This window comes from Pseudomonas sp. PA-5-4B (assembly GCF_021606215.1).
GTDB lineage: Bacteria > Pseudomonadota > Gammaproteobacteria > Pseudomonadales > Pseudomonadaceae > Aquipseudomonas > Aquipseudomonas edaphica.
Window position 1 is genome coordinate 46,434 of the sequence record NZ_WKDB01000025.1, and the last position, 14,197, is coordinate 60,630.

Sequence of the window (14,197 nt, forward strand, 5' to 3'; positions counted from 1 at the left end):
TCCTGTTTTCCTTTTACTGAACGATTCAACTAGACTAAAACCTTTTTGAGTAACGCTTTTCTAATCTTTCAGCAGACCTAAGAACCGCGCCCTCATCATCAGGAAAGAAAGTAGAGTATACATGAGCTGCAATTTTCATCAGGAAAACGTAGTCAGGCACTGGAAGACTTGAAGTTTCCACCTCGCCCAAAAAAAAGCTGACCTCATTGAAATCCTCTGGATCGTCCCAATCCTGATCGAGAGAGTAAAAAAAACCTTCACTTACAGAGACGCCAACCCCCCGCGAAGCATCATAGATAAAAGCCGGGAAGTTAGTCCTCCCTCTCGCTATAGCAGCCTCTATGAGTTCGTAAAGATCTTCATAGCCCAGACCAGTTGAAGCAAATGACTCCTTGAGTTTTTCAAGCCAAACCAATCCATCCATCATTTTGTCCTCGGAGGCATGGTGATAAAGGAGTTTGTTATCTCTCCAGTCTTACTGTTACGTGTCACTTGGAAGTGATAGCCATCAACTTTAATACTAGCCTCTCTCAACCCTGGATTGGCTTTGAACAAAGACTCGGCCTGGACTGCCGCTCGGTTAGACATATCAGCCACTCTACTATCTGGCAAAACATTCGGATCGTAAGTCGTTTTCGTGGATGTAGGCTTATAGCCCCCCATCAACTCGCCCTTAGTGTTGGTTCTAGGCAACTGGTAGCTATACTCAACAAGGCCAGGATAGCGGACGTCCGTGATTTTGTTGGAAATTTTCGCACCAGTTATTTCAACCGACTCTAGGAAGGCATCGCTATTGTGAGCACCAGAAATCGTCCCCGCCTTACTATTTCGCACGCCAATCTGGGTGTTATGACCGAGAACCGACTCACCAAAGTTCTTCGAAAGCGTAGAAGCTGCTTGATCTCCAACCTTGGCAGTTGCTTTTGCACCACTTGAAAGCTCAGGCAATAACTGAACTACCTTAGCTCCGCCATCTTGAACGGCACCTCCAGCTACCGTCAACGCCCCACCACCAAACACACCCAGCGCCGTACCACCGAGAGCAGCATCTCCGCCCGCTACTTCTGCTACGGCTAATGCAGCCTGATTGCACATCACGGGTGCAAGTGCACATCCCATCACCAGTTCAGCCGAAGCGACTCCTAGCCCTATAGCCCCAGGCACCACGACCCAACCAGCAACATAATCATGTCCAGGCCCCTCATACCCATCGCCTCTGACCAGTCCTCTCAGTGCCTCGGATCTCTGCTCCGGTGTCGCACCTTGTGCAACCAAAGAAGCGTCAAGACTGGAGGCAGCGGCTGCCCAATCTCCCATATGTAAAAAGTCATTGTAGCGCTGCGCATTACCTGCCACCCAACTGGCCGTCTCGGGATCGCCGTTAGCCATAGCCCCCGCCAAGACCCCAATAACTTGAGCGGTGGCGACCTTGAACTGACCATTTGTGGAAAGCTGAGTATCTAGGTATTTGCCAAGATTTTCTGCCGCAATTGACGTCAATCCTTCGGCAGCAGCTCCTGCCAGCGCTCCAGTTTTAAAATCACCGCCCTTAGCGGATGAAAGTGCTCCTCCCAAAACAGCATGCATGAAGATTTTTGAGGCTGTGCCAGGACTGACATTCAAATAGTGGGCCAAATCACCGACTTGTTTATTTCCAAAAGCGGCAGTGAGATCGAGACCTTCCGAAATAGCAGCAGCGCCAAGGTTATCTTTTAAACTACCGCCATTGATCGCAGTGTTAACGCTGCCTGCAACCAAAGCATGTGTACTGCTTCGAAGTACGTTCTCACTGACCGTATTCCAGTCCAGCATACTTGAACTATAGCCTGGGTTATTTACGCCATTGGCATTCAAAATCAACGGCCCGTCAGGGTTCCAACCGGCCACAGCGGTATCTATACCGGCTAAAATGCCGCTTGTGACCATCTGGGTTGCATAGCCCTTAATCGCATTTTTACTGGTCGCAGCTTTCAGTCCAGCACCGATATCACCTCCACCATTTATGGTGCCTACAGCGAAGTTACTCGCCATGGCTCCGGCTAGAGGCCCAAGATAAAAGCTGGCAACTATTGAAATAATGAGCGCAGGTGCGGCACCCAAACCGGAGTTTTTATAATCCCAGCTGTCATGAATCTCCTTCACCACTCGCCAATCTACTTGCCCGTTGGCTTCGGCTTGCTTGATCCAGGCCAACTGAGGTTCAGCTTGAACCATCGCATCAATCGTTTGGCTGACTGTCTTTTGATCAATTTGTTTAATGTCAATGTTGATCTTGCCAGCAGCACGAATAGCTAACTCGCCCTGAGCCATCATCTGTGTCTGACGCAGAGTCTCATCCGTAGCTCCCTTCCCCTTGGCACTGTTCCACGCCAGGTCACTTTTGCTCTTCTCATGACTCTCCTGCCGCAAATCCTTCACCGCCTCAAACGTCACCGCCCCACCACTGACAATCGCAATATCCCCGCCACTGTCGAGCTTCGCCGCTTGATACTTCTGGTCCCCGCCGCTCTGCAACGTCAGGTCGCCACCGGTCTTGATCTCACTCCCCACATTCGTCACCTGGGTGACTTCATCGCGCTGGGTTTTCTTGCTGCCCCAACCGCCCTTTTTGCTCATGTCGTACAACGAATAGTTGCTGTCTTGCGCGGCCAGCAGGCTCAGTTCGTTGTCGGCGTGTACGTAGGCTTCGTTGCCGGCGCTGATTTTGCTGGCGACCAGGGTCAGGTCGGTGCCGGCGATGGCGATGAGGTCGCCGCCGGCTTTGAGTTCGGCGCTTTGTTGGGTGACGGTGTCGAGTTGGGTGGTGGTTTTGGTGCCGCCTTTTTTGCCCTTGGAGTAGTCGTGTTGTTCGTTGGCGGCGGCGGCCAGGGTCAGGTTTTCGCCGGCTTTGACGCTGAGGTCTTTGGCGGCGCTGACGGTGCTTGCGACCACGGCGATGTCGCGGCGGGCGTCGATGGCAAGGTTGCCGCCCACGTCCACACCAGAGGCGTGTTGCAGCGTGGTTTGCTCGGTGCCTTTGATGCGTCGGCTTTGGTAGGCGTAGTCGTCCTGTTCGGTCTGGCTGGCGATCACCACGTCACGCCCTGCGGTCACACTGGCGTTGCCACCGGCCTTGAGGTTGCTGCCGACGTTGAGCACATCGCGCCCGGCATTCAGCTTGAGGGTATCGGTAGCCTCGAAGCGTGAGGCTTCGCTGACCACGTCGTTACGCAGTTGATAGCCCTGGTCTTCCTGCTTGAAGGTGGTGACGGTGCGCTCGTTGATGACATCGCCGGTCACAGCAGTGGCGCTGATGTCGCGGCCCTTGACGATGCCGCCACGGGTATTGCGGATCGAGTCGGTGGCGAGCATTTCCAGGCGGTTGCCGGCTTGCATCAGGCCGCTGTTGTCGATGTTGCCCGCGACCATGCTCAGGTTGTTGGTGGCGCGCAAGGTACCGCTGTTGTGCAGGTCGCCGCCGGTGATCAGGCTGACGTCCTGGCCCTGGATCAGCGCGCCGTTAGGGGCCAGGCGGTTGTTGGCCTGGGCCAGGTAGAGCACTGGGGTCAGGACTTTCTGGCCGTTGACCTCGGCCTCTTCCATCCACACGATGTCGTGGGTCAGCGCCGCGACCTGTTCGGCGGTGAGGGATACGCCCAGTTGCAGGTTGAGCGAGTCCTTGTAGGAGATGGCGTTGTCCATCAGGTAGCGGAACAGCGCGTCATCGCTGGCGATGCCGTCTATGTAGCGCTGGCCGGTGCGGGCCACCACGGCTTCGCGGATCAGGCGTTGCTCGTACAGGCCGTCGCCCAGGCGTTTCCAACTGGTATCGGGGTTGTAGCCCAGTTTGCCGAGCAGGTAGTCGGAGCTCATGAACTGCTTGAGATCGGTGAGTGCCGGGTTGGTTTCGATCAGGTATTTGTGGCTGTTATCCACCGGAGCGATGTCCGGCATCACTTGCACGCGGGTAATCGACGGTGTGCGGCCGTCCAGGGCTAGTGGGCCCTGGCCGTTGACTGCGCCACTGGCGGGCTGACCGTCGAGGCTGAATCCACGTTCTTGCACGGCGCTGTAGTCAAGGTTTTTTTCGCGATCGGCAGCGGTGATTACACGCCCGTTGACGCTGAAGTCACCGGTGGCGGTATCCGCTTTACCCGCTGCGCCGCCTTTCGCTGCCTGGCCGCTGAGGCGGAACAGGCCGTTCTGGCTGGTCGGCAAACTGAAACCGGGCAAGGTCACCGGGTTGACTTGGCGTTGGGCCAGGTCTGGGGGTAGCTGCGCGGTGATCGCCGGTTTGACCGTGGAGGCAAATACATCCGAATTGGTGTTGCGGTTGGCCGCCGGAGTATCGATGTTGGTGGCGTTCGGGCGGATGACGCTGTTGTTGATTTCTTTGGCCGCGTTAACAGTGACCGATCCGGCGGCCTGGATAACCGCTTGAGCGATCACGCTGCCAGAGGTGGGCACGGTGTAGTCGATAGGTGATGTGAAGAAGGTATCCGAGAACCTCGTCTTCTCAATGAACTGGTCAAACGTGTACTGACCCGGCTTATAGTCACTTGAGTTGGGATCGTTGCTTCGGTTGAACTGCTCGACTTCGCTCATCAGCAACGAGTAAGCCGACCGGTTGCGTGTGTAGTAGGCGTAACCGAAATTACGCTGCTCACCACCGGCAGCGCCGGTGTTGTTCAGCACGTCGGTGTTGATCAGGATGTTTTTAGTGGCCGATACCGAGCTGTAGAGGTTATCGAACGTCTGGGCGCCCACCGTGAGGTCGCCACCGGCATTGATGAACGCGGAGGCGGAGCTGCCTTTGATGACGTCCTCATAGGTTTCGACGCCGCTGAACTTCAGCTCGCAGCCTTTGCCTTTGCAGTAATCGTTGCCGTAAACACCGATGCTCCCGGAGACCAGGCTTTTCTCCGTGGTGAACTGGTCGCGCCGGTTACTCAGGGTATCCGCCAGCAAGCGCATGTTGCCGTCGCTTTCCACGGTACCGGAGACGTTTTCAATCAGCGCGCTGCGCCCATTGGCATCATCGCGTGCGATGTCGAGGCCACCCAGGCTATAGACATCACCAAAGCGGTTGCTGAAGTCGCTGACGCGCAAGGTCATGTCCTTGCCGCTGAACAACAGGCCTTTTTCGTTGAGCAGATGCGTGGCGTTAAGGTGGACATTCTCCGAGCCGCCCAGGGTGCCGTAGTTGTTCAGTGTGGCGGCGTTGACCGTCAGGTCACCTACCGAGGTCACGCGACCACGATTGGTCAGGACGTTGGTGCTCGTGACCTGGGTGATTGCACCACCACCAATACGAGCATTCTCACCCAGGTCCATGTTGGCGGCGGCGAGGGTCATGTCGCCCAGGCTGCTGACCCGGCCGTTGCCGCTGTAGCCGCCGGTCAGGGTCAGCTTGAGGGTGCCGTCACTGGCCAGCAGGCCTTCGTTGGTCCAGGTGTCGCCGGTGCCGGTGAGGCTTTGTGCGCCGAGCAATTGGCCGCTGGCGGTCTGGATGAATTGGCCAATGTCTAAGTTCAGTCGTCCGGCCTGGATCACACTGCTGTTGGTCCAGCTTGCCGCCTTGATGTCCAGTTGGCCGTTGGTGACGAAGCTGCCGCCGGCCCGGGTAACCTGGTCGGAGGTCAGGTCGAACGTACCGGTGCCGGTGTGCACGATGCGCCCGCCGTTGTTGTCCAGACCTCCGGCTTGCAGGTTCAGGTGTTCGTTGGCACTTTCCAGTACACCGAAGCGGTTATCGAACAGGCCCGAGACATCGATGTCGGTCGTCCCCGTACGGCCCATAGCCCGCAGGTTACCGCCGACGTTGTTGAGGGTTTGCGCAGCAAGGCGCAGGGCGTCGTCGCTTTCGATCACGCCGAAGCGGTTGCTCAGGGTGCCCGTCAGGCCGAAGTCGATGCTGCGTGCGCCGACCTTGCCGCCATTGTCGGCAGCCGTGCCCTGGTTATCGAAATCCTGGGCCGTGATCTTAAGCAAAGTATCGGCGTACACACCGCCGCCCTGGTTGTTCAGGGTGCTGGTGACGATGCGGTTTTCACCGCCCAGTGCCGACAGGTGCCCCAGTTGGTTGAGCAACGCGCCCTTGGCGTCGATGTCCAGCGATTGCGCCTGGGTGATACCGCTGCCGTTGTCGAACAAGCCAGTGACCAGTTTGATCCAGCCCTTGCCGCTGTTGAGTACACCGCCAGCGGTGTTGGTCACACTGGCCGTTTCCAGGTCCAGGTTGCCACTGAAGCTGTCGACCCGGCCGCCCTGGTTGTTCAGGGCGCCACTGAGACGCAGCAGGTTGTCGGTCTGGCTTTGCAGCGTGCCCTTCTGGTTATTGAGGGTTCGAGCGGCAAGATCAAGCTTGCCCTTCTGGCTGAAGATCAGGCCGTCTTGCTGGTTGTTGATGTCACCGGCCAACAGTTTGATCACCAAGTCCTTCTGGCTGGCGAGCGTGCCTTTGGCGCTGTTATTCAGGTCGCCGTTGGCGAGGTTCAGGTCAAGCCGGTCCTGGCTGACCAATTGGCCGCCACGGTTATCCAGGCTGGCGGCATTCAACAGCAGCGCCGCGCCACTGGCCAGACGAGCGTTATTGGCGTTGATCAGCACACCACTGAGGGTGCCTTCCAGGGTGCCCTGGCTGATCAATTGACCGGTGCTGTTGTCCAGGCTTTGGCCGATCAAGGTGATGTTGGCGGCGCTGATCTGGCCACCACGGTTGAGGATTTCGCTCTGGGCGTTGTTGAAGCCCAAGTGTTGACCGGCGGAAATCAACCCGTTGTTGCTGTTGTCCAGGCGACCAGCAACGGTGAGGCCAACATCTGCCTGGCCTGAGATGATCCCTTGATCATTGTTCAGGCTGGCTGCGCTGATGATTTGTTTGCCCTGACTGACCAGGGCACCCGCCGAGCGGTTATCCAACGCGCCGGTAAGCGTGGTTTGCAAGGTACCGCTCTTGCTCGACAAGGTGCCTTCGGCGCTGTTGTCCAGGCTACCACCGACAACGGTCAGACCATTCCAGCCAGAGATCAAACCCTTGCTGGCGTTAACCACTGCATCCGCTTCAAGTCGCAATTGATCGGCACTGAGGATGACCCCGCGATCACCGTTGTCGATACGCTTGGCGGCCACTGTGAATGCCGTCTGGCTGGAGATTTCGCCTTGTTCACGGTTGGTCAGGTTGGCCAGCCGTGCGAAGGTCAGCGGGCCTTTGGCACTGATCAAGCCTGCGCTGTTGTCGAGGTCACCACCTTGCAGGTCGAGGGTCACGGCGCGCTCACCGATCAAACGGCCCTGGCGCTGGATCAGTTTCTGGACGGTGAGTTTCAAGTCGCCCTTGGACGAAATTTCCCCGTCCAGGCTTGAGTCCACACGCTGCCCCACCAAGGTGAGATCGCTTTGACTGTTGATCAGGCCCGCACGGTTGTCGAGGTTGGCGACGGTCAGGTTCAAGGCTTGCTGGCTACCGATCACGCCGCTGCGGTTATCCACATCGGCAGCGTTCACCGTCAGGCTGCCATCGCTGACCAGTTGCCCGCCCTGGTGGTTATCCAGCGCGCCGGTGTTCAGGGTCTGAAGTGTGCCGGCCGAGAGGCGGCCCTTGTCGCTGTTGTTCAATGCGCCCGAGGTTGCAGTAAGGGCAGTGGCAGCGGAAATCAGCCCCTGGTTATGGTTGTCCACAACGCCGGTGACCTTCAGGTCAAGGGCACCACGGCTGGCGAGTGCACCACCGGCCTGGTTGTCCAGGCTATTGGCATCCACCTGCAAGAGGTTCTTCGCTGACAACACACCTTCGACGCTGTTATCCAGCGCCTTGGCAACGCGTACCTGCAGGCTGTCGCCACTGATGACTTTGCCGCCCCGGTTGTTCAGCGCATCGGTCACCAACAGGAACGATTGCGTGCTGGAAATCTCGCCGCCCTGGCTGTTGTCGACGCTGCCCAGGTTGTTCAACAGCAATTGGCCTGGGGTCGCAATCAGGCCGTGGTCGCGGTTGATCAATTGCCCATGGTTCAAGTCCAGGTCGATGCTGGTATTGCTGACCAGCTCGCCACGATCATGTTGGTTCAGCCCCGTCAGGGTTGCCTTGACGGTGGACTTGGCAAAGATCGAACCTTGTTGGCTGTTGTCCAGTTGCCCGGCATTGAGGGTGATTCCGGCGTCACTGCTGATGCTGCCTTGCCGGCTGTTGTCCAGACCGGCAGTGCGCACGTCAACCTGTTGCTTGGCGCTGATCACGCCGCCCTGGCTGTTGTTCAGCGCAGCGCTCACCAGCGTGGCCGTGCCATCGGCCAGCAGTTTGCCCGCCTGATTGTTCAGTTGGCCTTGAGTGGTGATCGACAGCGCGTTGGCGGCAGACAGAATGCCGCCCTGGCTGTTGTCCAACGTGCCAGCCTTGACCGTTAACGCGCCTTCACTGAGCAATGTGCCCTGGCCCTGGTTGAGCAGGTCACCGGTCAGGTTGATGTTCAGGTCTTTTTGGCTGGTGACGCGGCCACCCTGGCTGTTATCCAGTTGACCGCCGTTCAACACGAGGCTCTCGCGCCCCGCCAGCAGGCCTTTGCTCTGGTTGAGCAGGCGTTGCACCGTCAGGGTCAAGCCACTGTCACCAATCACCTTACCGGCGTTGTTGTTCAGTTGATCGGCCACCAGCAGCACTTTGGCCTGGCTGGATATTTCGCCTTGCTGGTTGAAGACCGTCTGGCTGCGCAGGTCAACGCCGTTGGTGGCGGCGATGAAACCGCCGTTGCGGTTGTCCACCGAGGTGCCGGTGAGGCTCAGTGCGCCTTCGCTGACGAGCTCACCCGCTTGTTGGTTGAGTACGCCGACAGTCGCCTGCAGGTCGCCCTTGGCGCTGATGCGGCCTGCGCCGTTTTCGAGTTGGTTGGCATTGAGCGTCAGCCGGCCATCGCTGCTTAGCCTGCCAGCGTTGCTGTTGTTCAGGCTGGCCAGTTCGACGCGGGTATCGGCCTTGCTGCTGATGACGCCTTTTTGGCTGTTGTCGAGGCTGCCACCGGTCAGGGTCAATGCCCCGTCAGCGATCACCAGACCGCCCTGATTGGACAGGCTATCGCCGTGTAGCGCCAGGGTCGTTTTACTCGACACCAGCCCCGCCTGGGCGTTGTTCAGTTGTCCGACGGAGACCTGCTGGGCGCCCTGGCTGATCAGGTTGCCTTCATTGTGATTGTCGAACAGCCCGGCGATGGTTGCAGTCAAATTGCCCTGGCTGGCGACGGAGCCTTTATCGCTGTTATCCAGGCTTGCGGCATGTAGCGTCAGCAGGCTGGTGGCGGAGAAAATTCCCAGCCGGTTATCAATCGCGCCGCTGGCGGTCACGTTGAGGTTGCTGCCCAGCACTTTGCCGGAACGGTTATCCAGAGTCGTGGCGGTAACGGTAGTTTGGCTGGCGGAGATTTCGCCCGCTCGGTTACTCAACTGCCCGGCTGTTACGCGGGCCTGCTCCTGGCTGGCCACTAAACCGTTGTCGTTGGTCAGTTGGCCGGCATTGAGCGTCAGGTCCTTGAGACCGATCACTCGACCGTTCTGGTTATCCAGCGCAGCCGTCACCGTGACATCAGCGTTGTTATCACTGTGCAGCAAGCCATTCGTGCGGTTATCCAGGCCAGTGGCACTGACCTTGAGCGAGTCCGTGCCGAGGACGCGGCCGCCACGGTTATCGACTTGGCCTGCGTTAACCACGGCTTTTGCACCGCTCAACGTACCGCCCTGGTTATCCAGGGTTTGTGCGGCGGTCACCGTCAGGGTGCGGCTGGCAACCACGCTTTGAGTATTTTTGAGGCTCGCCGCCGACAGGCTGACATCGCCGCTGGCATTGCGGCTTTCATCGGCATTGACGCCGGCTTCGATGATGCCGTTGTTGATCACCTGCCCGCTGCTGGCCAGGGTGATACTGTCCCGTGCGGCGAGGCTTTTCTGGTTGCTCAACCCCGAGGTGGCTTGCACATCGATGCGGGTACCGGCGTAGATCGCGCCCGTGGCGTCAAGCTGACCCGCCTTGACCACCACCGCTTCGCTGGCCTTGGCATTGGCCATGCTCAACCGCCCATTGGCATCGAGCTGAATATCCCCACCACTGGCCGCCAACGTCCCGTCCAGCTTCACGCCCACACCGGCTTCGGTGCCCACCAGCTTGATCGCACCGGCGTACATCCCGCCTAACGCCGACGAGTCAATCGCCAGTTCCGGCTTGGCGCTGCCGTCATCGGCACGCGCGGTGGCATTCAGGGTCTGGGCGTTGACGTCGTTACGACCAGCAATCACGGTCAAGTTGCGCGCATTGATCTGCGCGTTGATCTTCGCCGAGCGGGTGATGATTTCGAAGCGGTCGACGTTGCTGGCGTTCAGGCCCTGGCCGTCGATGGTCACGGCGCCGCCATCGACCTGGTAACGGTCCAGGCGGCCGTTATCGAGGATGGGTTTGCCGGTGGTCAGGGTGACGTTGGGGGTGTTGATGAAGCCGCAACCGTTGCAACTGATGCCGTAGGGGTTGGCGACGATGACCTTGGCCGACTGCCCCGCCACTTCGGTGTAGCCACGCAACTGGCTGGGGCTGCCGCCGTTGACTTCGTTGAGGATGATGTTGGCAGCGCGGCCCTGCAGGTTGGAGTTACCGAGGATGATCCCGCCCAACTGGGTCGACTGCGTGGTGGAGGTGGCGTTGTTGAGGATCAGCCCGTTGGCGCCGACGTTGTAGTCCTTGAACTGGTTGTGGGACAAGCCACTGCCATTGGGCGCCGCGATGTTAACGATCGGCACGCCATTGCCGGCCTGGCCGACGCTGGTGCCCGGTGCGCTGACCACAATGCCTTCGGCCTGGGCCAGCAATGGCTGCCAGAACAGCGCATTGGCCAGGATCAGGGCCAAGCCACGTTTGGGCAGGCCCAGGAACGCGTCACGGCTTTTCAGGGCAGCCGAAGGCTGGCGAACAAGGAAGGCAAACTGGCGAACATCCATTTCAAATTCTCGATGCAACGGGGCGTTGAATTACAGGAAAAAATCCATGCGGAAGTAGATCGGCGCTTCGCGTTCAAGCAGCGTGGCCGGTCGTTCCAGCGAGTGGGCAAAGGTCACACTGGTGCTGACGTATTGGCCACGGGCAAACAGCTCCAGCGAGTTGCTCGAGACCCGGCCGTGTAACTCGCCGTTGTAGCGCGCATTGCGAATCACGCCTTGGTCATAACCAACACTGGCGCCGTACTCACCGAACACCGGGCGCAGCCACTCCAGCGTCACCGGGCGACTCCAGCGCAGGTCGTTGCGCCAATAACTGCCACTGTCGCCACTCAGTTGCTGGTCCTTGTAGCCACGAATCGACGAGGAGCCGCCGAGGCTCATGCGCTGCGGGCTGAACAACACATCTTCACTGCGCTGCCCGGTGGCCAGGCTGGTGAAACTGAAGGACTCGCCCCACAGCTTGAACGGTTGCAGGTAGCTGACGGTGGCGGTGTATTTGCGGTAGCGCGCATCCGGCACGCCTGGGCCGGGGTTGTGATTGCCCTGGGCGTCGAACGCGCCGGTGCCGTTTTGCATGCCGACATCGAGGTTGACGAAGGCGCTGCCAATGCGGCGCCCGTGGTTGATGCCCACCTGCAACTCACTGAGGCGGTTGCTGCTCTCTTTGAGGTGGCTGTCGTTGATGTAGTTATTGGTGCGCAGATGGGCCAGGCCCACGTTGACCGAGGTTTTGCTCAGGGCGTCGCGATGGATCACCCGTTCGGCGCGCAATTGGTGGTTCTGGCTGTCGCCGGTTTGCTTGAAGTCAAAGCCGTCGCCCTGGGCCACCGAGCGGTAATCGCTCTGGTTGTAGCTGTAGCTGAAGTTCCACCAACCCCACGGCACGTTGTAGTAGAGCATGGCGTTTTTTGAGGTTTTCTGGTGGTCGCTGATCGCGTCGTGGCCGCCGCGCAGCACCAGTTGATCAGCCAGGCCGAGTGGGCTGTCCCATTCAAAGCCGGTGCCCCACTGCTGCTCGCCGGTGCTGCGCTGCCCATCGTTATTGCGCGACAGGCTGGCACGCCAGGGTTTTTGCGGGTTGTTTTTGACCAGCACCGTGCTGCCGCCCACTGCGCTGCCGGGCGCCAGTTCCATTTGCGCCTGGTTGGACGGCAACCGATTGAGCTGATCGATGGCCTGCTCGACTTCTCGCAGGTTGAGCAAGTCGCCGGTGTGGCCGGGAAACGCCATGGCCAACTCGCGCTCGGACAGGGTGCTGTTGTCGGCGCCTTTAATCCCCTCCAGCTTGCCTTCCACCACTAATACTTGCAGACGACCGCTGGACAGGTCTTGTTGCGGCAAGTAGGCGCGGCTGGTGACCAGACCTTTGTCGATGTAAGAGTCGGTCACGCGCTTGAGCAATTCATTCAGCTGGGAAACCCCCAGGCACTGATTGAGATAAGGCTTGACCAGGCGCTCGCGCTCATCGACAGACAGGTTGTCGGCGCCCTTGAGTTCAATGTGCTGGATGGGGAAGCAACGGGTATCGACGGGGGTGGCGGGCGCCGCCGGTTTCAGCTCTTTGCCGGGCAGGTCCTTGAGTTCTTCAAGGCGCCGCTGTTGCTCTTCCAGCAGGCGGTTTTGCCGGTCGCGAATCAGGTCCTGGTCACCTGGATTGGTCGCGGCGAAGGCGCTGTTGTGAGCGCTGAGGCACAACACTGTCAGGCACAGTAATGGCCGAATCCATGGCGTGGACAAATGCATATTCGATCCGTCGATAATTGAAGGCGGAACGCTATCATCGAACTTTGAATATGCCAACATTCTGGCAATTTATAAAATAATCAGAATTAGAGATATAACTTATTGATATATATAAGAACAAAATATATTTTTGCATTTTTTGATATTTAATATTTCCGACAAACGGCAATAGACCCTGGCTTGACACTCTCAAAATAACGACTAATGAAATAGGAAATTTCCTAAATAATAGCGAAATTTTCTTAACGCCATAAATTAGCCACACCGCTCATGCGCCGCTTCTAGTGCTCCAACGCATACCGCCGACAATGGTTGAGATACCCCTGCTCATGGCTGCCCACCAACTGCACCACGCTGGTCCATAACCACGACGGCGCATCCAGCTGTTTGGAGCGGTTTTCCTGCAACACCGCCATCCACTCCTTGCGCGTATCGCGGTCCATCTGGCGGGCATGGGCGATGCCGACCACGCGGGCCAGGTAACCGGCGGCGTGCATGGCGTCGATCTCGCTCAGCTCATCGAGTTCCAGTTTCATGTCTTGAGGCAGCAGTTCCCGGATGAAGAAACCGTGATCGAGAAAACGTGTGGCCAGCATGCGCTCGCCCAGGCCCGGTGACAGCTGGCGGGCGCCTTCCACCACACGCCGGCCATTGTCGCGTGGCATCTTCGCGCGTGCCGCCCGGGGCGCGGCGGCGCCGACGGCTTCCTTGATGTCGATCAGGCAATATTCCTGGTCGTCCTTGTCGCCCACGCCCAACAAGGCTGCATAACGCAGCAAGCCGAGGGAGCTGCAGCCTTTGACCCAATAGGCCGAATCAAGCAATTGGACCTTGGCGTCTTTGGGCCGGCCTTTGAGCGAGGTCACCAACTGGTGGATTTCATCCGAGGCGCAAACACTTTGCAGCGCGCTCTTTTCCGCCCGTGACAATGACCAGAAGTGCTTGCCCAACGGAATCGTAGGCCGGGCATTTTCAATGCGTTCACGCGCCAGGTTTTTCCAGGTGCGTTCCACCGCGCTGCGCATGCCAGCCTTGACCTGGGAAGGACGCGGCGGCGCTTCATCGGGCTTGTCTTTGAAGGCTTGTTCGTAGCCCACCATCATTTCTTCCAGCATGCGTGCGGTGGTCACGCCCGGCAGGTCCGAGCCGCGTGCGGCGGTGGCCAACGACAGCGCCAGGCGCACCAGGTCATGGGCCGGGTTGCCGATCACGGTTTGGTCGAGGTCGCGGATATGCATGTCGATACGGCCCTTGGTATCACCCGTGGGGCCGAGGTTGCCCGCGTGGCAATCGCCGCAGATCCAGATCGCCGGGCCATGGGGCAAGCGGCGGCCGGGCTGGCTGTGCAGCCACTCGTAAAACTGCACCGTGCTGCCGCGCACATAAGCATGGGCCGAGCGCGCCATCTTCAGGTTGCGCAGTTGGATGAGGTGGGGCATGCGGGCAGAGGGGCGCGGAATTTTCATGGAAGCACTCGGTACGGGGTACGGTAGAGGCTGGC

4 protein-coding genes are annotated in these 14,197 nt (G+C 58.9%); all 4 read right to left on the bottom strand.

Annotation, left to right across the window (positions count from 1 at the left end; all coding sequences use genetic code 11):
* Positions 1–34: 34 nt before the first annotated feature.
* The 4 genes from GIW28_RS14510 to GIW28_RS14525 all read right to left on the bottom strand — a co-directional run bounded on the left by GIW28_RS14510 (position 35) and on the right by GIW28_RS14525 (position 14,162).
* On the bottom strand, positions 35–424 hold the full coding sequence (locus GIW28_RS14510; protein WP_236448107.1) for a hypothetical protein: 390 nt from the start codon (positions 422–424) through the stop codon (positions 35–37).
* On the bottom strand, positions 424–10,953 hold the full coding sequence (locus GIW28_RS14515) for a two-partner secretion domain-containing protein (RefSeq protein WP_236490399.1): 10,530 nt from the start codon (positions 10,951–10,953) through the stop codon (positions 424–426). Before GIW28_RS14515 ends, GIW28_RS14510 begins: the two co-directional genes overlap by 1 nt.
* A 30-nt stretch (positions 10,954–10,983) precedes the next feature.
* Entirely contained in the window at positions 10,984–12,696 is a 1,713-nt protein-coding gene (locus GIW28_RS14520) for a ShlB/FhaC/HecB family hemolysin secretion/activation protein (RefSeq protein WP_236447840.1), read from the bottom strand.
* A 281-nt stretch (positions 12,697–12,977) separates the two neighbouring features.
* Positions 12,978–14,162: a DUF2252 domain-containing protein gene (locus tag GIW28_RS14525; RefSeq protein WP_026013734.1), complete on the bottom strand. Its 1,185-nt coding sequence runs from the start codon at positions 14,160–14,162 to the stop codon at positions 12,978–12,980.
* Positions 14,163–14,197 lie beyond the last annotated feature (35 nt).